The sequence below is a fragment of the Hymenobacter crusticola genome (genome assembly GCF_002154225.1).
Taxonomy (GTDB): Bacteria; Bacteroidota; Bacteroidia; order Cytophagales; family Hymenobacteraceae; genus Hymenobacter; species Hymenobacter crusticola.
In genome coordinates this window covers 1-23700 of the sequence record NZ_MTSE01000035.1, presented here as the reverse complement: position 1 = coordinate 23700, position 23700 = coordinate 1, and the positions used below count along the sequence as shown (strand labels likewise).

General features: G+C 50.8%; 15 protein-coding genes. 7 read left to right on the top strand and 8 right to left on the bottom strand.

Annotated elements, in window-relative coordinates:
* Positions 1-39 precede the first annotated feature (39 nt).
* Both BXP70_RS26590 and BXP70_RS26585 read left to right on the top strand, forming a co-directional pair.
* Positions 40-2319 (top strand): T9SS-dependent choice-of-anchor J family protein, encoded by a 2280-nt coding sequence (locus tag BXP70_RS26590; protein ID WP_086597161.1) that lies wholly within the window; start codon positions 40-42, stop codon positions 2317-2319.
* Between the two features lie 220 nt (positions 2320-2539).
* Positions 2540-4447 carry a T9SS type A sorting domain-containing protein gene (locus BXP70_RS26585; protein ID WP_086597160.1) on the top strand — a complete coding sequence of 636 codons (1908 nt, stop codon included), beginning with the start codon at positions 2540-2542 and terminating at the stop codon, positions 4445-4447.
* Positions 4448-4595: 148 nt separating this feature from the next.
* On the opposite strand, the gene ccsA is transcribed toward BXP70_RS26585, so the two are convergent.
* From ccsA to BXP70_RS26545, 8 genes are all read right to left on the bottom strand, one after another.
* A complete protein-coding gene (gene ccsA, locus BXP70_RS26580) occupies positions 4596-7208 on the bottom strand; it encodes a cytochrome c biogenesis protein CcsA (RefSeq protein WP_086597159.1) in 2613 nt (870 codons plus the stop codon).
* A gap of 106 nt (positions 7209-7314) precedes the next feature.
* Complete coding sequence (locus BXP70_RS26575) at positions 7315-8298, bottom strand: hypothetical protein (RefSeq protein ID WP_143436710.1); 984 nt, start codon at positions 8296-8298, stop codon at positions 7315-7317.
* 9 nt (positions 8299-8307) lie between these two features.
* Positions 8308-8736: a cytochrome c maturation protein CcmE domain-containing protein gene (locus BXP70_RS26570; protein WP_086597157.1), complete on the bottom strand. Its 429-nt coding sequence runs from the start codon at positions 8734-8736 to the stop codon at positions 8308-8310.
* 118 nt (positions 8737-8854) lie between these two features.
* The gene (locus BXP70_RS26565) at positions 8855-9091 is read right to left on the bottom strand and encodes a CcmD family protein (RefSeq protein WP_143436709.1); all 237 of its coding nucleotides are present in this window, start codon (positions 9089-9091) and stop codon (positions 8855-8857) included.
* Positions 9072-9749, bottom strand: a complete 678-nt coding sequence (locus BXP70_RS26560) for a cytochrome c biogenesis protein (RefSeq protein WP_086597156.1) — start codon at positions 9747-9749, stop codon at positions 9072-9074. Before BXP70_RS26560 ends, BXP70_RS26565 begins: the two co-directional genes overlap by 20 nt.
* A 146-nt stretch (positions 9750-9895) precedes the next feature.
* Complete coding sequence (locus BXP70_RS26555) at positions 9896-10537, bottom strand: heme exporter protein CcmB (protein WP_086597172.1); 642 nt, start codon at positions 10535-10537, stop codon at positions 9896-9898.
* Positions 10538-10864: 327 nt separating this feature from the next.
* Complete coding sequence (locus tag BXP70_RS26550; protein WP_086597171.1) at positions 10865-14149, bottom strand: PD40 domain-containing protein; 3285 nt, start codon at positions 14147-14149, stop codon at positions 10865-10867.
* Between the two features lie 23 nt (positions 14150-14172).
* The gene (locus tag BXP70_RS26545) at positions 14173-15267 is read right to left on the bottom strand and encodes an NAD(P)/FAD-dependent oxidoreductase (RefSeq protein ID WP_086597155.1); all 1095 of its coding nucleotides are present in this window, start codon (positions 15265-15267) and stop codon (positions 14173-14175) included.
* A gap of 129 nt (positions 15268-15396) precedes the next feature.
* Here BXP70_RS26545 and BXP70_RS26540 point away from each other — a divergent pair, with 129 nt between their 5' ends.
* From BXP70_RS26540 to BXP70_RS26520, 5 genes are all read left to right on the top strand, one after another.
* Positions 15397-16032 (top strand): MBL fold metallo-hydrolase, encoded by a 636-nt coding sequence (locus BXP70_RS26540; RefSeq protein ID WP_086597154.1) that lies wholly within the window; start codon positions 15397-15399, stop codon positions 16030-16032.
* 15 nt (positions 16033-16047) lie between these two features.
* Positions 16048-16797 (top strand): CDP-alcohol phosphatidyltransferase family protein, encoded by a 750-nt coding sequence (locus BXP70_RS26535; protein ID WP_179197861.1) that lies wholly within the window; start codon positions 16048-16050, stop codon positions 16795-16797.
* A 136-nt stretch (positions 16798-16933) separates the two neighbouring features.
* Positions 16934-20932, top strand: a complete 3999-nt coding sequence (gene porU / locus BXP70_RS26530) for a type IX secretion system sortase PorU (protein WP_086597153.1) — start codon at positions 16934-16936, stop codon at positions 20930-20932.
* 55 nt (positions 20933-20987) lie between these two features.
* Positions 20988-22181, top strand: coding sequence for a type IX secretion system outer membrane channel protein PorV (gene porV, locus BXP70_RS26525; RefSeq protein ID WP_086597152.1), 1194 nt, complete (start codon positions 20988-20990; stop codon positions 22179-22181).
* A gap of 9 nt (positions 22182-22190) precedes the next feature.
* Positions 22191-23468, top strand: coding sequence for a M16 family metallopeptidase (locus BXP70_RS26520; protein WP_086597151.1), 1278 nt, complete (start codon positions 22191-22193; stop codon positions 23466-23468).
* Positions 23469-23700 lie beyond the last annotated feature (232 nt).

The following is a 23700-nucleotide window of genomic DNA, read 5'->3' as shown; positions in this document are numbered from 1 at the left end:
GTTATCTTTTTTTTCCCTATCACCTTTTCATTACTTATCATGAAACAACTGTACATCCGGAAAAGCCTCCAGTCACGCTGGCGGCACGTAATGCTAGCGGCTGCCTGCTGTGTTGGGCTGACCACAGCACAGGCGCAAGACGCCAGCGTTGTGGTTATTCATACGCTAGGTAAGTTAGCAACGCCGTCTTCGTTGCCGCATGCAGTGTCCGCAGCTATCCGAAATGCGGGTACTACTGCCCTTGTCAACCAATCCGTTACGCTTACAGTAACGGGTGCCAACACGTTTACGAGCACTAAAACGGTTGCAACGCTAGCAGTTGGCGCCACTTCTGTAGTCACTTTCGATCCGTACCCCGCCACCCTAGCCCTGGGCACGAACACAGTAACGGTCACTGTACCAACTGATGCCAATAACACGAACAATGCGCAGAGCTACGAGCAGCAGGTAACCACCACGCGCATTACCCAGATTGACGCAACTAAACCCTACGTCGTTACGGGTGTCGGGATCAGCAGCACGGCGCCAGGTGGAGCTTTAGCAACAAAATTCACCACAAGCCAGCCCATTACGCTTAACGAGGCAAAAGTAACGTTTGTAAATGCCGGTACCGCGGGCACTTTATACCAAGTGCAAGTATTCAACGCCGCCGGGGCAGGTGGTACGCCTGGCGCCGCCTTGTACACTTCGCCCACACAAACCCGTCCTACCATTGTAGGTACCACTGGCCAGCTGAACACCGTAACCCTTCCGCTTCCTTCCGTTGCTGTAACAGGTAGTTATTACCTAGCAGTTCGTGAAGTAGGCACAGCCACTGGTGGGGCAGCCAACGTAGGGGTGGCGTACCAGCTCGAAGATCCGTTACGCGCCAACACCTCCTTCTACCAACTAGCGGATGGCGGGGCTTGGACGGATATTGGCACAACCACGCTGAAAACACGCTTAGCGCTAGAGGTAAGCTTAGGTGGCGCCGTCACCTGCAACTACCCGACTAACGTTGCCGTTTCCAACCTGACAACGACTAGTGCCACGGTGGCCTTCACGGCTCCCAGTGGCGTTACCAGCTTCAGCTTAATCTACGGACCTTACGGATTTAGCCCTACCACAGGTGGTACCGTCGTGCCCGCTACTGCGTCGCCTGTCACGATTAATGGCTTAGCTCCAAACACGCGTTATCAGGTGTACGTGCGCTCTAACTGCGGGGGCACGGCTGGCCAGAGTGTATTGAGCGACCAAGTTACTTTCTCGACCATCGCTACTTGCCTGCCTCCTACGGCAGTTACCATCGGCACTATTACGAGTACTACGGCCACCGTCACGTTGGCCGGACCAACCAATGGCACGGGCTTTACCTACTGGGTGGTACCCAGAGGGGCTCCGGCTCCCACTACGGGTGGCACGACGGTTACGGGTTCGCCTATCAACCTAACCGGCCTAGCTTCCAGCACCAACTATGATTTTTACATCCGCGCCAATTGCGGTAGCACCGACCGGAGTACGCTGGTAGGGCCTATTGCTTTCGCTACCTCTTGCGTCAATCCCGTTGTTACGGCGCCCTACCTCGAAAACTTTGATGGAGTAGCCGTTAACACACTGCCTTGTGGTATCACGGTACTGGATGCTAACGCTGACGCTAGAACCTGGGCCGTAACAGCTGATGCGACCGGCTCTGCCCCGAACGCCATGCGCTATACGTATAGCTCCAACAACCCCGCCGACGACTGGTTTTTCACGCCGCCTGTTGCTGTACAAGCCGGAAGACGTTATCAGCTGCAGTTTAAATACCGTGCACAGTCAGCTGTTTTCCCAGAGGGATTGGAAGTAACATTTGGCGCCACGGCGACGCCCGCTGGCCAAACGACTACGATCTTCCGTAATACGAACATCACCAATAGCACGTACGTTACTGCAACGCCTGGGCAAGCGGCCGGACAAGTCGCTCCGATCACAGCACCAACTACCGGTAATTACTACATTGGTTTCCATGCCATTAGTGGAGTAGACCAGTTTTACTTATGGGTCGACGACGTTAGCATCTCGCAGGTGCTAGCAACCAACTCCCCTGAGTTCGACCGTGCCATTAGCGTGTATCCGAACCCAAGCACAGGCTTATTTATGCTTGATGTGCACGCAACTAGCGCGAAAGGACCTCTGCAAGTAGAAGTAACCAACCTGCTTGGTCAGTTGGTACATACTGCTAGCCTAGTAAACAACCGTGACCAGCAGCCAGTAGATCTGTCAAAGCTGGCGGCTGGTATCTACCACATAAAGGTGAAGAGTGGCGACGAATACACGCTCCGCAAGCTTGTAATTGAATAACTCCTTCTCCCTTCTTTTTTCAATAGAAAAGGCAGCCTCTTGGCTGCCTTTTTCGTTATGGACGATGGATAATCGCAACATTTGCACTTAAGCGCTTCGGCTGTATCCTTGGCGAACCTAGCAGTCAAAATTCATTTCAACTACAACGAAATAGCAGGATATTAGCGCGTAAGTCGGCTCCTTCAAATCAAGTCTTTAGAATTTCCTTTCCTAACTATCTATGAAAAAGAAGTACTGTTTCAGCCAAACTAGCTCTAAATGGACCAGGTTGGCATTCGCGGCACTGCTAACGGTTGGCGGTATTACCGCTACCCAAGCACAGAGCTTCAACTACAACCTCTATGGTGTGCAAGTGGGAACAATATCCTCCCCGTACTTAGACATAGCTACTATCCCAAGCACTGTCATTGCAACGCCCAACACAGACGACGCCAATTCAGCACCTCAGAATATTGGCTTTGCCTTCAACTACAATGGGCAGAGCTTTACCCAGTTTGTACTGAATACCAATGGGTTTATTAAGCTTGGCAACAGTGCTCCGACGGGTAGCTCCTATTTTGATGGAGCCCAAACGGCTTTTGGTGGTCCCTTCGATTCATCAGATGCTAACTTGCTGGTGCCCTTCAACGAAGACTTGCAAAGTGGTACTTCTCCAGCAGAATATAGGGTCATCACAGATGGAGTTGCTCCGAATCGCATCTGTGTAATTCAGTGGAAAAACGTACAAGACAAAGCACGCCCAGCTGCACCAGGGCAGGCTAATGTTGGTCCAGTCTATACCAACATGCAGTTCCAGATATGGCTTTCTGAATCGTCAAATATTATTGACTTCATTTATGGTCCGGCTACTGGCGGCACTTCTACTACCTTTAAGCTAGCAGCAGTTGGCATAAAAGGAACGAACAGCACGAATGGGAATCTGCTCACGGCCACCAAAATGTCGACCACGCCTTGGACTGGCGCTAGGTTTCAGGATTCCTTTTACCCAGCTAACGCAGATGCTTTTAACATTGGTAGCGCGGTAACACCGCCTTCTGGTCTGATTTATCGCTTCAATCCGGCCAAATCGAACGATTTATATATGAGCACTATCCAAACGCTGGGTAAGCTCTCAACTACTGCTTCGCTACCTCATTCTGTTGCGGCGGCTGTGACGAATATCGGTCTTACGACTCGCACTAATGTACCTGTAAACTTGGCGGTAGCTGGTGCCAACACTTTCACGAATAGTAAGACCATCGCCTCAATTGCGCCAGGCGCTACGGCTACTGTTACGTTCGATCCTTATCCTGCTACACTCACGCAGGGCACCAACAATTTAACTGTGAGCGTGCCCGTGGATGATGATGCTACAAATAATAATGAAACTTACACGCAACAAGTAACGCCTAGCACTATTGCGTATATAGACGATACACAACCGTCACCTTATCCTATTGGCCTCGGCGGCCGGCCTAACGTTGCTTTTGCCACCAAGTTTTTGAGTAGCCGCCCTGTTGCTATCAATCAGGTCAAGCTCACATTTCCTGCTAGTGCCACGACTGCTGATTATCAGCTAGTCATTTACAACTCAGGCAGCGGTGGGACTCCTGGCACAGCGGTGTACACCTCTGCTACACGCACGCGCGCAGCCGCAGCGGCCGTTGAAACTATCACAATTCCTCCGACAGCCGTAACTGGTAATTTCTTCGTTGGAGTAAAAGAAATAAGCAACAGCATTAACCTAGGTTACCAGTCGGAGTACCCACTTCGTAATGGCACCTTTTACTACACATTAGATGGCACTAACTGGGTTTCACTAGCTGATCCTGCTCTCGATCTTGATACGCGGCTAGCCATGGAAGCTTCTTTCACGACCGTCACGGCAAACTCGCCAGAGTTGAAGCGAGCCATTTCTGTGTATCCCAACCCTAGCACTGGCGCTGTTACCCTCAATATTCATGGCATAGCAGCTAAGGGCGCTTTGCAAGTTCAAGTAAGCAACTTGCTCGGCCAAACAGTGTACACCGGTACAGTCCAAAATGAGGCTACCAATACGTTGAACCTAGCCAACCTAGGTTCTGGCGTTTACAACCTAAAGGTGCAGAACGGTGATCAATACACCATTCAGAAACTGGTGATTGAATAGTAACCACATGAGCCCAAAACAAAAGAGGCGTCCCTGATTAGGGACGCCTCTTTTGTTTTAAATTAACTTGGATAAGCTAGCAAGGAATCTAGTTAAACCGGTAAAGGCATCGGCTTTAAGGCCAACAGACTTTACTCAGCAACTCTTACTACGCTACTTGGCGGCTAGCCTTGCTAGAGCGAGTCTTGAGCGGAACAGCCGTACCAGGAGCTTGTGAGCTTACGCTGGCTTCGCGCCGGCGCTTCACCATTGCCATTCCAAAGCCGAGGCCCATGAGAAGCGTACCGCTCCACAGCAAGTTGATAAAGGGTTTTTCAACTGCTTTCAGGATGATATAGTCCTTCTGGGTGGTGCTCACGCCGAAGGTGAACTTCTTGCTGGTAGGATCGACATTGAGGAAAGCAACGCGCAGACCTAGGTCCTCTACTTCATCGGCAACGCGGCCGATAAGACGGTTACGCACCACAAACACTGGGTGAACGTGGTAGCTTTTCTTTTCGCCCGACACGATAAAGTCTCCTTGGATAGCTAGGTCACCAGGCTTTAAGCCCAGGCCTGCGGTTTCTTGTGCAGGCTCTACAGCGCGCAGCACAGCGAAGTAATCGTTCAAGAAGATGGTGTCGCCCACGCTCAACACGTGCTCTTTCACCTCGCTCCAATCCTTCTCTTTGCGAGGATCAGGCGTGGCACTGATGTGCGAATAAATATCGTGGTTCCAGAACTTCTTGATGTCGGGCGAAGCCAAAAGGCCGTTTTCGCCACCGCCCATTTCTTCGTTGGCCTGTGCACGTGGGAAGAGGGTAAATGCTTTACCAGTCTTTTTATCCTTGTACTCGACGCGGTAGTACGTGTTTTCAGGCCGCACCTCTAGTGTATCACCTGCTTTGTAGTACACTTTGTTGCCTTGCTTGATATCGGCTCGGGCTAGCGCTTTGTACTCGTCATCGGTGTGAAATAGCAACTCCTTGTTTACGTACTCAGGTAAGCCAGGTACGTCGAAGTATTGCCCAGAGTAGGTCACATCATAGCCATCCATCGGCGCCGACTCGTTGCGCCATAGCAGCACGTTGTCTTGGTTGATATCCTCCGAAAACTCTTTGGAATAGACTAAGCCGGAGGAGTTTTTCGAAATAATATTGGAGTAGCCAGCCGAAGCCAGGATACCCAGCAACATCAGCGCGATGCCAATGTGCGCAACGCCACCACCCGAAAGGCTTACCTTGCGCTTCACCAGCGTCAGCACCATGCTCAGGTTGGCCAGTACTCCAAATAGCGCCGTTGTGAGTAGCACAATGTACACGGCACTCATATGCAGCTTGTTGTATTGCACCAGCAGAATCACTAGCGCAGCACCAAGCAGGGTAAGAATACCAGGCACGGTCAGAGAGTTAGCTAAGCTAGCTTTATCGTTTTTCTGCCACCACATGATTTGCGCCACGCCAGCCAGCAAGGCAACAAATACACCCATCCACAGCTGAATCTTGGTATAGTGGGCAATCTGATCGGCGGGTAACGCTAGGTTCGACTTGATACCGATAAAACCTAAGAAAGCATTGTAAACCGGAATGCTCGTCGTGACCAGCACCTGGAAGGCACCTAGGCACAGCACTGTTGCTCCCACAAACACCCATAGCTCAGGGTTGTAGGTAGTAAGTTCTTTATCAGAAACAGGAATCTCCTTCCAGCGCCAGATTAGCAATCCGATGGCCAGCACTACGAAAGCAGCTAGGTAAATAATCAACTGCCCCGAAAGACCTAGGTCGGTAAATGAGTGCACGGAAGCATTGCCGAGCACGCCGCTGCGCGTCAGGAAGGTAGCGTAGAGCACCAGCAGGAAGGTGGTAATCACCAGCACAAACGAAGTGCGCAGGGCCGTCTTGCTGCGTTGCCACAGCACCATGCCGTGAATAGCAGCCACGAGCACAAGCCAAGGAATGTACACGGCGTTTTCTACCGGGTCCCAGTTCCAGTAGCCACCGAAGTTCAGGGTTTCATAAGCCCAATAAGCACCCATCATGATGCCGATACCTAGCACAAGCCCCCCAAACAAAGCCCACGGCAAGGCTGGCTTTACCCACTTGCTAAACTCTCCTTTCCACAAACCCGCAATAGCGAAGGCAAAAGGCACGAGTGTGAGGGCAAAGCCTAGGAACAACGTGGGTGGGTGAATAACCATCCAGTAATTCTGCAGCAGTGGGTTCAAGCCCGTACCATCTTTAGGAATAAAGTTGGGGTTGGATTGAATAAAGGGAGCATCCGTTAGGAAGTCGCGCAGCAGAATAAAAGGAGAGGAGCCAATCTTTACGTTCAGCAGCACCACACCCAAAATCATGGAGGTAAGGAAAAGCTGCACGCCAGCGAATATGGCCATCACTGGCGCTTCCCAACGCTTGTTAAAACGCATGATAGCTAGGCCCAAGCACACTTGCCAGAAGATCCAGAGCAAGAAGCTTCCCTCCTGCCCTTCCCAAAAGCAGGAAATCATGTAGTACACTGGCAAGTGGTTGCTAGAGTGACTCCAAGCGTAGTAGTACTCGTAGCGGTGCGTGTAAATGATGGTGAACAGGCAGGTCACAATGGATAACACTGCCGCGCCATGTACCAAAAACGAGCCGCGTGCTAAACGCAGCCACGCAGCATCGGCTTCCCCTAGCGGTTGGTTGCGGGCAGCCATGTAATACGAATACGCCGCCACCGTGGCCGCTACAAACGCCACAATGACACTGAAGTGCCCTAGGTCGCCGATGAAGGTATTTAGCATCTTTCTGAACGCTGAGTGATGAATGCTGAACGCTGATTCAGTCTGTGTAATTCAACTACCGAAGTCAGTTGTTGTGGTTCAGCATTCATAATTTGTAATCAACTATCTATTTGCGGGTGTTTATTAGTCTCTTCAACCTCGCCTGGTGGCCCCGACGTTCCCAATTGAGCTGCACCCGCGCTGCCTTGGCGCCTCGCTGGTTTGCCCGCGTACTTGCTGCTGTTGCAGGCATCGGTTGGCCGTATGCGTACCACTGCTGGTGCAACAAGGCGGGTACTGTGTTGTTCGCGCCATATGCTACAATTTGGTAAAGGTAACGCCCTGGCGCCGTTAGCGTATCAGTCCAGGTATATTCAGGTGAATTCGTGCCATAGGTCGTGCGGTTTACCGTTGCCGTTCCCACTTCACTGGCTCGAAAAGCCGCTGCCTCTCGGCGCAACACTCGAAACTGCTGAGTTGTACCCAGCGAATCGGGCAATACCCAACGCAACGATACCAAGCGATTTGGCGAGGCAACTACTTCGGCCAGCGCTGGCGCCATTGCAACCGGTACACCCTTCGGCTTGTCACTCACGGCAAGTGTAAACTGACAGAAGTCCTTTAAATACCCATCCACATCGAGCAAGTAGGACTGACCAGCTTGCAACGAATCCAGTGCTACGAACACATCATCTTGGCTGCCCAGTGAGGTGCACGAGAGCACACGATAGGTACTCGGCTGACAAGGGGTACCCGTTAGCACCACTAGCTGCACACCACGCGTATCGCGGCATTGCTGACCACCAATATTAACGAAGTAGCGCCCCGACACCCGCGGCGTAAACTCAAACCATTGGTCGTTATGGTACTCAATGCAACGCCCCGTTAGCTTTTCCTCTACGCACGACCACTGCACGGTACAATTGGCCGTAGTAGAAGTAATTGTTTCATTAGGCCGTAGCACGCGGCGATGCTCAATGTCATCGTTGGCTACCTGCCCCGACGCCGTTGGAGAGGTGTAGTGAGCAATGAACAAGTAGGCAAATAAGCTGCGCAGCCAAAAGCGATAACGCGTTTTCTGCAAGTCACCTGTCAATTGCTCATTCCTCATTAGCTAGCCTTAGTTGACAGAAGCGGTTGCGCCCCTAATATCTTTCTCCACATACTTCGAAGGGCACTTCAGCAGAATCTTATCCGCCACGAACACATCGTTGCGCATAGAACCCGTGATTACTACCTGCTCCGACTTATCGAAATCTTGCGGCTTAGGGTTGAAGTAAACGACGCGTTGGGCAATGCGGTTGGTGTCAACCAGCGTGAAAGCGAAGTAGTTAGGATCAAGCGTTGGGTTGTATTCCAGACCGAGGATCTGCTTTTGACCATCGCGGGGTAGGCGGCCCACTACGTGTACTTTCGTCATGTTGCCCTGCGCAGCCCGGTCGCGGGCTTCACGGAACGAAACGTAAACGCTGGCATCACCAGCGGCACTCATGATGATTCCGATTGCGAGGGCAATGACGGCGATGGCGAGAATGTGCGATTTTTTCATGTGCAAAGAAGCGGAAAGCGCAGGACCGGCTCTCTAGGCCGAGTATTCTAAACAAGTAAGTGCAAAGAAAATGCTTGTCGGAAGTAGCTGGCATCAACCGTTGCCAAAGCACCTTCTCCTAATCCTTTAGCTCGCGCTCTAGCCGACCAATTTTGCGGTCGAGCGAGATAAGGTATACCAGTAAGCCCGTAAGTACCACGGCAATGACGGCCACTACCACGTAGATCTTGCCATTCTGGCGGAGCGTATCAGCCATCTCAGGCGTGTCGGTGGCGGGTACTTGAGCGAGGGCGCGCATTACAGGCAGCAGTAGCACTGCCAGCAACAGCACGGCATTACGCAAGCTGTTTTTCATAAACCTTTAGTTTGAGGAAAGCGAAGCGGCAGGCAACTTGCGTAATCCAAAAAGCCAGTAACGTCCAGCTAATGACGGCCGGATAAAACACCAAACGCATGTTGCTGTCGAGGTCGTACTTAGCAAAAGCCGGGTTGCCTCCCGCGCCGGGGTGAAGCGAATCGGTAAGACGCGGCAGAATGAAGAACAAAGGCATAGCCGCCGCGAAGGCAAAGATATTATAGATTGCGCTGATGCGGGCCCGCTGCTGCTCATCCTGAAAAGAAGAGCGCAACACGAGGTAAGCCCCATAAATCAGCATGGCAATAGCCGCCCCGTTGAGCTTAGGATCATTGGTCCACCATGTGCCCCAGGTGTAGCGGGCCCAAATGCTGCCCGTAGCTAGGCCCACAATTCCCATATAAATACCCGTCTTAGCAGACTCGTGCGACAGAATATCCAACTGCGGCGTGGGGGTGCGCAAGTATCGAATTGAATAGTATACCGAGGTAGCCAGGATGATCGTCATCCCAAACCACATGGGCACGTGAAAGTAGAGGTTGCGGATGCTCTCGTTCAGAATAGCTAAGCGCGGCACTGGCATGAGCAGCCCGGCTATTGCGGTATAAATCAGCAGCAACACAGCACCCGCTTTCCACCAATTTGTTTTTAAGAACATGCCTTCAGATACGTGAGTAAAGAAATGGACCTCGAAGATTTTCCGCCGCAGGAGGTCCGTGGTTGCCTATTCTCCAACACATACTATCCTCAATTCGTGCTGCTCGGAGCAGCATTGATGATGGGTTTCTCATTAATATTTCTTCTCTAAGAGCGCCACAGAAATGGAAACAACAAGTATGATACAGCCGTCACAATCAAGTTAAGCGCCACTAGCGTCAGCAACGAACTGCGACTCGCTTCAAGCTCCAAACCATCCAAGGCATTCTTCGAAACCTTGATCAGCAGCAGCAACATCGGAATCATGAGTGGGAAGCCGAGCACCGCCATTAGCGTACTGCTGTTGCTCGCTTTGGCTGCAATACCTGATACCAATGTGAGCGTAGTAGCAAAGCCAAGCGCCCCGAGCATCACATTGGCCACAAATAAACCTAGGTCTTGCACGGGGTTGCCGAGCACTACCGCATAAACCGCTAAACCTACTAATGACAAACCCAACAACAACAAAGCGTTATAGCCAATTTTGGCCAGAATAACGGCTTGGGGTCGTACCAGCGTGTAATAGTAGAGTAGACGACCGCGGCTTTCCTGCAAGAAGCCCTTGGCCGCAGCATTCACGGCCGTGAAGAGCAAGATGATCCAAAAAAGGGCGTTCCAAGCTGGCACGGGGAGTTCACCGCCGCGCAAAGCAAAACTTAGATAGCAGACGAAAACCGTGCTGCCCACGTAGAGCAGCATTCCATTTAGAGCAGCACGCTGCCGCCATTCCAAACGGAAGTCCTTCTGAATCAAATACCATATCTCGCGAAGGAGTAGCACGGCAGTAAGAATAATGAACCGGACTGCAAAGATACAACCCAAGCGCGGGATGGTCTCTAATACACGCCATTATTCTCCTTATCCCCTCTACATTATCGCCAGTCCAACTAGTTGTGATGGAAAAATCCTGGGTAACCTAGGTCTTATTAGCCGGTATAGAACGAAATGCGGCTAGTTATGGGGCAAAAGCTCATCGTGCCTTGATAATCGACTTGTTGTGCAGCATTTGAATAGCATAAACCACGAAAAAAGCCACTGGATAACCCAGTGGCTTTTTCTTTTGCCTCAGTACCTAGGCTAGAAATCGTACCCGAGGGTGAAATAGAATTTCGGACCGCTCTGTTTGTAATCTTCCTGGCCCCAAGCCATATCGGCCTTGCCGTAGAAGCCTAGCAGTGTGGTGCGCATACCGAAGCCGTAGCCAAGGAGCAGCGGGTTGCGGAAGTTTGTTACGACAGCAGTAAACGCATTGCCTTTCAGTATGACGTCTTTTTGCGTGTTAAACGAGTTGTCTACGCTGAAAGGATTAGAGCCAGAATACGTTGAGCCGGCATCACCGAAGGCCGTCAGCTGCAAGTTGCGGAAGAAGCCTGAGTAAATGGGCTTACGTGACAAATACTGGATAATAGGGATACGGAGTTCCGAATTGAACAGCACGTACTTCGGACCGGTGCGCTTGTTATAGTTGAAGCCGCGCAAGTTCGTTACAAACTGCTGATAGAAAATATCGGCCGGATCGGTTGTCGGATCGTTCGAGTTACGCGAGCCATCGTAGCGCGTGTTCAGCCAGTTATCCATCCCACCGAGGCGGAACGTTTGTTTATCATTTCCGATAAACTGCCCGTAGCTAGCTCGGTTAGCCCAGATGATTTGCCGGTGTATTTTCTGGTAGTGCCGAAGGTCTACGTAGATCTTCCCAAAGTTCTGATTTTTGCTGTCGAGGCTGTTCAGTTGCAGAATGCCTACCTTCATCCGGGTACCTTCCAACATGTTCACGCCCGTTGCAATGGCATTATCGAACACTAGCTCACCACTCACCCCGACGTAGTTCCGGTTGATGTCGTTCTCGGTGCTTAGCTCATTCTGCAACGTCCTGTTCAGGTTGACGAAGCGAGGCCCGCCGCGCAAACTCAGGTTGTGCGTAAGCGGATACGCAATGTTGGGCGAAATCTCATGCCGACCATAGCGAATACGGCCATTCACCACGTCGAAGAAATAGGCCTGCTTCTGGTAGCTGATGCTCCAATCGTAGCGATGCTTCAGATTGGTATAAGAAGCCGAGATGCTGCTGGTACGTAAATCGGTAAGCGCAAAGATGCCAGCCTGAATCCGGTGGTCTTCAAACATATCCGACATGTTGGCTTGTGCCACCAATCCAATACCTAGGAGCGGATCGTTGTAGATGGACGACACCACATTGTCGATGCTGAAGCGTGTATCGTAGCGGAACGGTCCCGACACAGCATAGGCATCTACAGGCGGGGCCGTGGGCAACGCTACTACCGTCGAAGAGCGCTTGCGGCGTGGCGCAGCTTGTGAAGCTGGCACATCGTCATCAAACTGATAATCGCTGGTATTGATTTTTCCGTTCGAGGGCTTTGGCGTGGTGGGTTGAGCTGCCGGCTGGTTGGTTGGCTCCGTGCCATTCGAAGCAGGATCCTGTACGGCCACAGGCTTAGTAGCCTGCGGCCGAGGCGCTGTTTTGGGTCGCGAGCGGTCTTCTAGCGTTTCCTGGCGGGCTGTTTTGTATAAAGCTAGGGTGTCTGGCAGTGCATATTTCGGATATACATACACGTACTCCCGAGCCCGGTCATTGGCAACAAAGCCTAACACCCCAGTCGTGGCATTATAGTCGTAGTCTTTGATGTTTTGCAGAAAACTGCTGACGGGCGTGCGTTTCTTCGTGCTCAACGACACCCGATAGATACTACGAACGCCGCTTTCTTCTCCTAGGAACAGTACCTCGTCATTGGATATAGCTCGTGGCCGCGACTCATTCGAGATGGTGCTCACGAGCGATTCCAAGGGCTGAGCCCGACCATCGAGGTGATACAGGAACAGGTCGTAGTTGTTTACCACGCTCGCAAAGTTTCCTTTGGCCGTGCCTGCCGAGTCCAACCACCGGTTGGAGCTGAACACCACACCTTCTCCATTGGGTAAGAAGGTGGGCTGCATATCATCAAATACATCGTCCGTTAGCTTCTCAGCTCGCCGGTTACCTGCTCGCAGTATGTACAAGTCATTCTGCCCGTTTTGCACACCGCTAAACACCAACGATTTTCCATCGGGGGAGTATGCTAGGTCAAGTACTTGCTGAAATGGTTGGAATACGGATGTGCTTTTTCGAAAGCTAGGTAACGCAGCCCGCAGGCGCACCAGCAACCCTAAAGGGCCGGCTCCCGTTGCTTGCTGAAGATGCAAGGCCATGTTTCCTTTCACCATCTCCGCCACAGCCACTTGACTGTTGCCACGCCACGCCAATACGGGCAGGCGGGTTTCTACCTGCTGATCTGGCGTTTTATAGCCATTCCGGTGAATAACCGTCCGGCCCGTTCCATCCCGGTTTACCACTACTACCCGGTAACGTCCCTGATCATTTTGGGCGTAAGCCAAGCGCTGCCCGTTCGGGCTCAGCACCGGTTGCGAATAGATAATATTCTTTCGGTTAGTTTTCGTTACCTGCGCTTTCTCCTCGGGTTGCACGAAGGGCGTCTGAGGCTGGGCGTTCAGCTGTCGATAGTAATTCAGCCAATCTTTCAGAAACACCTTGTAGGGTACATTCAGCGAGCTGCTAATGCCTACTTCCACGTCGCGGGTGATGCGCGTCAGGTTCAGAATGTTCTGAACGGTCGTATAGCCATAGCGCTCCGCAATATAGTTCCACACGCTTTGGCCAGCTAGCTGCGGATTACGCAAGAAGAACGGCGCCGTTTTGTTCCCCTCATACTTGTGGGTCATGTCGCGCATGTAGTCGTCCATCTCCATGCTCCACCCTTCGGCCGCGTACGCCGAGGCCCCACTTACAAACCAATCGGGCAGTTGCAATAAGTAGGTGCTCTGAAGTACCTCTTTTAACGAGCCCCCATACATCATATCATTGAGCAGCACGCGGGTTATTTGGAAGCTTAGGTCTCGCTTAAACAAGGTTTGCTGACCCTGAAAAGCTAGCTGCACCTTGCTCATGCGTAGCAGCGAGGTTTCGCCTCCTGTCTGGTACTTATCCGCGTAAAGACCAATGTTGCTCTGCCGTAGGTCGCCTACGGAATTATAGAGCATGATGGTAGTTTTGGAGTATGGATAATAGCCAATAAGGGAGGTGACGCGTTGCAACTCCTTCTCGGCGTACTCAGCCGTCCGACGCGCCACAGTTTCACCGCCCGCGTAGTAATAAATATTGAAGTTTTGGGTGCTGAGCTGCTGCCAGTTAAACTCTTTATATTGGATGCGCACTCGCCCAAACCCCTCCTGCGCCGTTTGAGCCTGCGCGCTGCCGCTCAGCAATAAAAACCCCAGCACTACCGTCGCGGCGCCCTTCGTCGAGCGGCTGATGCCAGGAGACCAAGAATAGGATAAGTGCTTCATATAAGCAGCAAAAAGGCAGACAATCAAGAAGAAAAATCAACCGCTTGCGAGGCGGCTACATATAACGCACGATAACGCAGAATATTGACCTCTGGCCACAATTCTGCGCCCTCTTCCAATACATCGGCGAAATGCCTCGCCAGCAGTGGCGCTAGCATTACACCTTTGGATCCGAAACCATTCAATATACTCATAACCGGGTTAGCTGGATGCATGCCAAGCAAGGGTTTTCGGTCGCGCACGGCTGGCCGCACGCCAGCACGTTGCGCTAGCACAACAAACGGTTGATCCGTCATGTTGGCAAGGCGCTGAGTAAGCTCCGCACGGGCCGCTTCCGTAATGCCAAGCGCAAAAGGAGGCCACCGATAAGTAGCCCCTACCCGAAAGTTTCCCGCACCTAGGGGTACTACATAAGCTCCTTTGTTAAGCACCTGGGTATCGGCTAGGTCCGAACACTGAACGTCAATCACTTCACCTTGGTTGGGCGTGAGCGGCAACCACCGAAAATAAGGATTATGCACAGCGGCAGCGCCTTCGCAGCACACCACCCGCCGCGCCTGAATGGTACCGGCGTAGGTAGCCCCCGCCGAGCCGACAACAAGCTGGTTCCAATCAAAAGTTTCGCGTTGAAGCCAGCCCTGCTTAGTTCCTTCAGCTGCTAACGCATCCAACAATTCACGCACGGCAACAAAGCCACCTCGACGGATGCGTACCCCACCAAAATCCTGACGCACACCCGCCGCGACAGGTAAATTTGGCGCTAGCTCTTCCACAAAGTCCTGCCACGGATGATCAGCGCTACGAGCTAGCATTGTGTTCTGCTCCGCTACCGACGAGAAAAGCTTCAAAATAGGCGTTTCGAAAAAGAACTGCTGCCCAAAGGCTGCTTCTAGCTCCCGGTAAAAAGTACCCGCTGCTGTCAGGAACTCGTCGGCGCGCCACGCCAGTGCAAACCGCTTACCCGCAACTGGGTTCATGAGTCCCGCCGCGACATTAGAAGCCGAATCAGGCTGATACGTGTCGAGTATCAGCACAGTGCGGCCGCGCCGCCGTAGTTCATAAGCGAGGGTGGCACCGGCAATGCCATGTCCAATAATCAAGTAATCGTACGTTGTCATCAACAGCAAGGTAAAGTAAATGGCGTTACGCTTGCTTAGGCTAGCTTTTAGCTAGTTCGATTCGCAGCAAGACTCGTAACTTACCTCCGCATTACATCCTAGCCTGCGGGCGTTATTTTATTCTGTTGCATGACCGTCAGTGGTTTTACTTTCAACGCGTTTTCTGAGAATACGTATTTGCTGCACGATGCTACCAACCAGTGCGTCGTTGTAGATCCTGGCTGCTACAGCCGCCAAGAGCAAGCCGCTCTCAAGGAGTTTGTTCAAACTCAAGGTCTAGAGGTCGTTCTGCTATTGAACACGCACTGCCACATCGACCATGTGCTGGGCAATCAGTTTATTCTGGATACCTATAACGTCCCGTTTTTAATTCACGAAGCCGACCTAGGTACGCTCCGAGCTGTAGCCTCGTACGCTGCGCCTTATGGCTTTCCGCAGTATACTCCGGCGGAGCCTACGGGTTTTTTAACGCCTGCTCAGCCAGTAGAGTTCGGGGATACCACGCTGGAAGTTCGTTTCGCACCAGGTCATGCACCAGGCCACGTCATTTTTTATCATGCACCTAGCAAAGTAGTGCTAGGTGGCGACGTGCTGTTCCGGCAAAGCATTGGCCGCACCGACTTGCCCGGTGGTGACCATGCGACGCTCATCAGTAGCATTCGTACGCAGCTGCTTACCCTTCCCGACGATGTAACGGTGTATCCTGGACACGGCCCAGCTACTACCATCGGCGCCGAGCGCATCTCTAACCCGTTTTTGCGTTAGGCTCCCCCGTTAGCTATGACCATTAAAAAACACTTACCCAACGCCCTCACTTGTCTAAACCTGCTGTGCGGCTGCGTGGCATTGACGCTTATTCTAGCTAATAATTCAGTACTGGCTCCCTCTTCGTCCCTTTCAGCCAGTGCTAGTTTCGGACCTCTGGCAGAGGCCGCCTACCTGATTGGCTTAGCGGCCGTAGCCGACTTCTTCGACGGATTAGTAGCGCGCGCCTTGCATGTATCTTCGCCCATTGGCAAAGACCTAGACTCACTGGCTGATATGGTGTCGTTTGGGGTGGTACCAGGAGCTATTTTATATAAGTTGTTGCAACTATCATTGCCCAACAACTTGCCAACATGGTTGGCCTATCTAGCTTTTACAGTCAGCATCTTTTCGGCCCTGCGTCTTGCTAAATTCAACAACGACGCTCGGCAGTCCGATTCCTTTATCGGGTTGCCAACGCCAGCTTGCACTTTGGTAGTAGCATCACTGCCCTTGATTCTGTTGCACGACTCATTCGGCCTAGCTAGCTTTATTCTGAATCCGTGGGTACTATTAGGCCTCACGGTTTTGCTATCTGGTTTGCTGGTGGCGGAGATTCCACTCTTTGCGCTGAAATTCAAAAACCTCCGTTGGCAAGACAACTCCTTGCGTTTTGTATTTTTACTGCTGAGTATTGGCTTGTTGGTAGTTCTGCAAGCCACGGCCATTCCCCTTATCGTGCTGCTGTATGTTTTGCTGTCGGTTCTGCGACCCGCGGTGGGCTAGTTTTCACTTTGCTTCTCACAATATTTAGATGTTTTGTTAGTTAAGTAGCAGTATCCATTATCCGGACTGCTACCTAGCTCTTTCGAGTGGAAGTTGTCCATTATCATCCTTACTACGTCTTATCGAAACTAACTATATGCGTCTTTTTACTCTTCATCTCCTGCTTTGCGGCGCTTTGTTGGGCTTGAGCTTTCGGGTAGCAGCGCAATCAGGGGAGCAGGTGAGCCACACCACTATTACTTGGCAGGGATATGTTCGTCTTGATATGCCAAGTGGTGCCGTGCGGCGCGTACCCACGTTCTTAGGTGCCGCGCACCAACCAGGTGAACTACTCGGAACCTACACGCTAAACCTAGCCGGTACGGTAGCCAATGGCACGCTCCGCAATGCTGTGTATGAAGCGCTTCCGGAAGCAGATAGTCGTCTTTTTTCCAGCGGGGAGCTTCCCGCCGACGTAGCGGTGAAAGTTCGTACGGCCACAACCCACCGACAGCCAGTAAGCTTCGTAACGCTACAGCCTTTACGTCGCAACTCACGGACCGGGCAGGCCGAAAAGCTGGTTTCATTCGACTATGCTTATACTACGGCTGCAGTAGCACGACGGACTACTACACGCACTTACACCTCCACTTCGGTACTCAATAGTGGCGACTGGTTTAAGATCGGGGTGCCTGCCAGTGGCATTTACAAGCTGGATAAGAACTTCCTCAAGTCACTTGGTATTGATGTACAAAGCCTAGATCCGCGTCGCTTACAAGTATATGGTAACGCCACCGGGTTGCTCCCGCAGCTCAACAGCGACCCGCGCCCCGACGACTTAGTTGAAAACGCTATTTACATCTCCAGCGGCAACAACAGCACCTTCGGCGACAACGATTATGCTTTGTTTTACGCTCGCGGACCACATACGTGGACGCGTGACGGCACTAATCAGCGTTTCCAGCACATTGAGCACCTCTACACCGACACGGCTTACTACTTTGTGCGTGTTGGTACTGCCCTAGGTAAGCGTGTAGCCACCGGCCCCACACTCACAGGTGCTTCCGCTACCATCTCCACTTTCGCTGAGCGGCAGTTTTATGAGCGAGACCTGGTTAACTTGTTGCGCTCCGGTCGGCAATGGTTGGGAGAAGCATTCGAAACAGCTACTCCACAGCGAGAGTTTCCCTTCGCAATACCTGATCTAGTCACGACGACTCCAGTGCAAGTGCAAACGTCCCTTGCAGCTAACTCACCGATTGGCACCTCTACTGCTTTCCGCGTTGCGATCAATGGCGTTGCCATGAACAGCGTTCAGACTATCCCGGCTTCCTATTATGCAGATTTTCCGGAAGCAGCGAATACTAGTGTAGCCAACTTTTCAACTACCCTCACGGGCTCTCCTACGGAAGTACGAGTCGCGCTAACCTATGATGCCAGCGGGGCTAGCAACGCTAGTACGGCAAGAGGCTATTTAGATTACTTGGAAATAAACGCCCAACGCCGTTTGCGCATGAGCGACAAACTGCTTGAGTTCCGCTCCTTCGACAATATCGGCTCCAACGCCCGTAGCCAGTTCGTGCTCAGTGATGCCAACGATGCTACAGTGTGGGATGTAACTGATCCACAGATTCCCATTCAACAGCCTTTAGCTACGAATGGCAGCACAAGCAGCTTTGTTGCCGCTACAACTGTGCTACGCGAATTCGTAGCATTCAAAGGCAACGATTTTCCTAGCCCACGTACTTTTGGGCGCGTCCCAAACCAGAATTTGCATGCTCTTAACGTCGATGGGAAGCTAGATCTGGTTATTGTATGCTATCCACCTTTTAAAGGAGAAGCAGAGCGCCTTGCCCAACACCGTCGCGACCACGACAAGCTAGCTGTGCAAGTCGTGACTACTACGCAGGTATACAACGAGTTCAGCTCCGGTGGGCAGGATATCACAGCTATTCGCGACCTAATGAAAATGGTCTATGACCGTGCTGCTGTTGGTAAACAAAACTTTTTACTACTCTTTGGGGATGCTTCTTTCGATTATAAATCAGATGCTGCCAATGATCTGACGAAGACACCAACTTGGTGGGCGGACCGGCGTTGGGGAAATCAGCAAAGCGGTGTAGCAACCCAGAACTTAGATAAGATTAACCAAAATTACGTTCCTGTCTACGAATCACGCGAGTCGTTTGCTCCTATTTATTCTCGCATTACTGGCCCAGGCGGTAACTCTTATTCCTCTGATGACTTTTTTGGTTTTCTGGATGAGGACGAGGGTTATTGGCGCGAACCAGATACTGGCGAAATTGAAACGATCGATATTGGCATTGGCCGCTTACCTGTCCGCACTCCTGTGGGCCAACCTAACTCTACTGCGCTTGTACGTGACGTGGTAGATAAGATCATTGCCTATGACTCACCTGACACCTATGGCAAATGGCGCAACCGTATCACCTTTGTAGCGGATGATGGTGAAGCAGACTATCATATGCTGACTTCTTCTGAAAAATTCGCTAATGCATTGCCTACAACACAGCCTAGCTATAATGTGCGCAAAATATACTTGGAGATGTACCCACAGGTAATTTCCGCCGCCGGCCAACTGTCACCTGGCTGTAACCAAGCCATTGATCAAGCTATTGAACAGGGTTCTTTAATCATAAATTATAATGGTCATGGCGGTCCTGAATCCTGGGCTGAAGAACGAATCTTCACCAAGGAGTCAATTGCTCGTCTTCAAAATAATCAACGTTTGAGTTTCTTCGTCACAGCCACTTGTGACTTTAGCACCTACGATAACCCGGAAAACACCTCTGCTGGTGAGCAACTCCTCACCGACACAAAAGCGGGAGCTATTGCACTTCTCACCACCACACGTCTAGCGCTTACAACAAGTAATCTTGAACTGAACACAGCTTTTTACAACAATGTGTTCAAACCGTTAGCTGACGGATCAATGCCTCGCTTAGGGGACGTGATGGCTGAAACAAAGAATAACAGCGTCTCTTCCACGATCAACCGCCACTTCTCCTTACTTGGCGACCCAACTACTCGCTTGGCCTACCCAGAGCAAACAGTAGCAATACGCAGCATCAATGGGCAGCCTACTTCCTCAGGAATTACCCTGAAATCATTAGATAAAGTAGAGCTGAAAGGAGAAGTAATTCGCAATGGAGTTGTCAACACAAACTTTACCGGTACCAGCCAGATAACTGTGTACGAGAAGCCTTCTACAGTAAAAACGCTTGCCAGCGAATCAGGTGACACTGCCAGAGACATTGCTATACAAGAGAATGTCATCTACGATGGACAAGCTTCCGTTCGCAACGGGCAATTCGCCATCAATTTTGTAGTACCTAAAGACATCAACTACAGCCTAGGTGACGGCAAAATCAGCCTGTATGCATCTGATGCGACTAATCGGACCGATGCACACGGTAGCTCCATCGTGCCTATCGGTGGCACCAACAGTACGGCACAAGCAGATAGTCTGCCCCCACGCATCCGGCTATTCATGGACACCGAATCATTTGTATTTGGTGGTCTCACAAGCCCTAATACTACGCTATTAGCCCGCTTGCGAGATGAGAATGGCATCAACACAGCTAGCTCCGGTGTAGGCCATGAAATCACGGCGACGTTAGACAATGACCTCAGTAAGCTCACTATTCTGAACGATTACTACACGGCCGAAGTGGATAGCTTTCAAGCGGGGACTGTAAAGTACTTATTCAAAGAGTTGAGCACTGGTCCGCATATGCTGCGTTTGAAAGCCTGGGATACACATAACAACTCTTCCGAAAAGGAAATAGAATTCATTGTTGCTAGCGATGAAAAGCTAGCCCTGAGTCACGTCTTAAACTACCCTAACCCTTTTTCTACTTCTACCACTTTCCACTTCGATCATAATCATAGCGGCGATGATCTGGAAGTGCAAGTACAAATTTTTACGGTTTCGGGTAAGCTGGTGCGAACGTTGCGCACGACTGCAGCGGGCAGCAGTTCACATCTGGCGGCGCTTTCCTGGGATGGTCGCGATGAATATAATGATCAGTTAGCACGTGGCGTATACGTGTACCGCGTTAGTGTACGTTCGCTCACCTCCAACGGCTCTGGCTCTACAGCTTCCAAATACGAAAAACTAGTTATTCTTAACTAACCTTGTTCACCATCTGAGTAGGCGCTCTGTCTACTTTACGTCCAACCTCTGTTTTATGGTTTTTTCGAAGACTTCTTTGCGTTTTGCGTTTCTGTCCGGTCTGCTAGGCGTATCAGCTGGTGCTACGGCTCAAAACGTGCAGAATACGATTACCACGGCCGTTCCAATTCTTACCCTTAGCCCCGATTCTCGTTCAGCAGCGCTCGGCGAGGCAGGAGTTGCTATCTCCCCAGACGCTAACTCGGCTTATTACAATGCGGGTAAGCTAGGCTTTGTCACGAATAAGTATAGTGTATCTCCGTCGTATACTCCTTGGTTGCGGACTATCACGGATGATATGGGTCTTGCTTACCTATCAGGTTATTCCAAGCTAGGTCAGCGTTCTGCCATTGCCGCTTCGTTGATGTATTTTGACCTAGGTAGCATCTCGCTGCGCGGTAACCAAAATCAAATACTAGGCGATTTCAACCCAAAAGAGTACGCTGTAAGCGTGTCTTATGGACAAAAGCTAAGTGAAAACTTCGGTGTTGGTATCTCCGTTCGCTACATCCGCTCCAATCTAACGGGTAACCTCAACACAGACGCCAAGCCAGGTAATGCTGCTGCTGTGGACCTAGGTGCTTACTACAACAAAGACCTGACTATCGGCGCTGGTGAATACAATCTTGGTTTAGGAGGGTCTATATCGAATATTGGTACCAAAATCACTTACACCGATCCGCAACAAGCTGACTTCCTACCTACAAACCTTAAACTCGGTACGGCAATCACGCGTGAGCTAGATGCATACAACAAGATTACATTGGCAATTGATGCAAATAAGCTACTAGTGCCTACGCCGTACTATATAGCTGGTGTTCCCCCTAATGACCAGAGGATTATAGATAAGAACCGAGAAATCGCCCGTAAGTCGGTAGTAAGTGCTATGCTAGGGTCTTTCAGTGATGCCCCAGGTGGCTTCAAGGAGGAACTGCGTGAAATCAACCTCTCAGCTGGCCTTGAATATTGGTACAACGATTTGTTAGCAGTTCGAGCAGGCTATTTCTACGAGAATCAGTATAAAGGTGACCGTCAGTACCTCAGCTTTGGAGCTGGCATCCGTTATCAGGTATTTGGCGTAGATGGAGCGTATTTGGTTCCTAATTCTCGTCAAAACCCCTTGGCGCAAACTATTCGGGTATCATTACACTTTAACTTTAATAAGCTAGAAGAGGCCTTTGGCCCCAGCGACAGTAACTCTGCCAATTAAACTGCTTTTATGCTCGACCGCCAAGTCGCTCCCCCTGTTCAGCCGCTGGCTAGCGTAACGCTACCCGCGGCTGACGTGTTTTCGCTCCCTAACGGCGCTAGGTTGCACGTGTTGCGAAACGCGGCTCAACCTGTTATTCGTCTACAAATTGTATTTCCTGCCGGCAAATGGTACGATCCAACTTCAGGAGTCTCCTTGCTTACAGCACGCATGTTGCTCGAAGGTACACGGACTCACAGCGCTCGTCAAATAGCTGATGAAGTAGCCTTTTATGGTGCTTCCTTAGAATGCGAACAAGGCTTTGATCGAGCCACACTCACCCTATATTGTCTAACTCGCCATTTAAAGCAGCTTCTGCCGCTGGTAGTATCAGTAATAACGGAGCCTACTTTCCCAACGGCGGAGCTCGAACTACTCAAAATACGTACAATCCAAAATGTGCGAATTGAGCGGCAGAAACCTAGCTATCTGGCCTCTGAACGGTTCTCACGTAACCTATTTAGTTCTTCCTTTCCCTATGGCAGTGTCTTCGATGAAGACACCTTCCAACATATAACTAGCGATGAAGTCAAAGCTTTCCATCATGCTGCCTATCAACTAAGTAATGCGGAAGTTTTCTTGTGCGGTGATGTAGCTTCTGAGCATGAAGACCTAATAACACACTTGATAAGTCAGCAATTATCATCAGGCCTACCCCTTGCTATTGAGGAGAATTCTTTTGTATCCGGTCCTATCCAGGACTATGTAGTGCTATCGGAGAGTATGCAATCCTCCATACGGATTGGCCGCTTATGGCCGTCGCTTAGCCACCCAGATACACATTCCTTACAAGTACTAGTAAAAGTATTAGGTGGGTATTTTGGCTCACGCTTGATGAAGAATATTCGCGAGGATAAAGGCTATACTTATGGCATTTATGCTAGCGTATCTCCTCGTGAACATGCGACTAGCTTTGTTATCGGCACAGATGTCAATGCTGAAAGCACCAAATCAGCGGTACAGGAAATTCATCATGAGCTACTTCGGTTACAAACAGAGCCTGTTCAATTTGCTGAGTTGCAAACCGTACAGAACTATATGGCAGGCAAATTTGCAAATGAGCTAAGCACCGTTTTTGAGCAATGTGATAAGTATAAAAACCTTGTCTTCCAAAAATTACCTGAAACCTACTACTCAGATTTTCTGTCAAATGTTCGCTCCGCAACCCCTGAAATCTTGCTAACACTTGCGCAAGAGTATCTATCTCCAGCTAGCATGGTAGAGGTGATAGCTGGTCCCACTAAATAGCCTGGTTAGAGCATTCGTAACAAAACAGGCCCGCTACTTCATAAGGTAGCGGGCCTGTTTTGTTAAGAGAGGTACACAACCCTATGAGTGCAGTCTCTGTAAATCATCTTACTGGTACCTAACTAGGAAGCAAGAAATTTTTTGCGTTACGTCAAGATAACGTAATAAAAAGATTCTTTTAGTCAGCTTATTACTGGGGTAGGGGGCTAAAACGCGAGCAGCCCCGGGGGGT

Bases quoted from the DNA above. Each gene is read 5' to 3' on its own strand.
- BXP70_RS26590 (WP_086597161.1), top strand. From the start codon at position 40: ATGAAACAACTGTACATCCGGAAAAGCCTCCAGTCACGCTGGCGGCAC.
- BXP70_RS26585 (WP_086597160.1), top strand. From the start codon at position 2,540: ATGAAAAAGAAGTACTGTTTCAGCCAAACTAGCTCTAAATGGACCAGG.
- ccsA (WP_086597159.1), bottom strand. From the start codon at position 7,208: ATGCTAAATACCTTCATCGGCGACCTAGGGCACTTCAGTGTCATTGTG.
- BXP70_RS26575 (WP_143436710.1), bottom strand. From the start codon at position 8,298: ATGAGGAATGAGCAATTGACAGGTGACTTGCAGAAAACGCGTTATCGC.
- BXP70_RS26570 (WP_086597157.1), bottom strand. From the start codon at position 8,736: ATGAAAAAATCGCACATTCTCGCCATCGCCGTCATTGCCCTCGCAATC.
- BXP70_RS26565 (WP_143436709.1), bottom strand. From the start codon at position 9,091: ATGAAAAACAGCTTGCGTAATGCCGTGCTGTTGCTGGCAGTGCTACTG.
- BXP70_RS26560 (WP_086597156.1), bottom strand. From the start codon at position 9,749: ATGTTCTTAAAAACAAATTGGTGGAAAGCGGGTGCTGTGTTGCTGCTG.
- BXP70_RS26550 (WP_086597171.1), bottom strand. From the start codon at position 14,149: ATGAAGCACTTATCCTATTCTTGGTCTCCTGGCATCAGCCGCTCGACG.
- BXP70_RS26545 (WP_086597155.1), bottom strand. From the start codon at position 15,267: ATGACAACGTACGATTACTTGATTATTGGACATGGCATTGCCGGTGCC.
- BXP70_RS26540 (WP_086597154.1), top strand. From the start codon at position 15,397: ATGACCGTCAGTGGTTTTACTTTCAACGCGTTTTCTGAGAATACGTAT.
- BXP70_RS26535 (WP_179197861.1), top strand. From the start codon at position 16,048: ATGACCATTAAAAAACACTTACCCAACGCCCTCACTTGTCTAAACCTG.
- porU (WP_086597153.1), top strand. From the start codon at position 16,934: ATGCGTCTTTTTACTCTTCATCTCCTGCTTTGCGGCGCTTTGTTGGGC.
- porV (WP_086597152.1), top strand. From the start codon at position 20,988: ATGGTTTTTTCGAAGACTTCTTTGCGTTTTGCGTTTCTGTCCGGTCTG.
- BXP70_RS26520 (WP_086597151.1), top strand. From the start codon at position 22,191: ATGCTCGACCGCCAAGTCGCTCCCCCTGTTCAGCCGCTGGCTAGCGTA.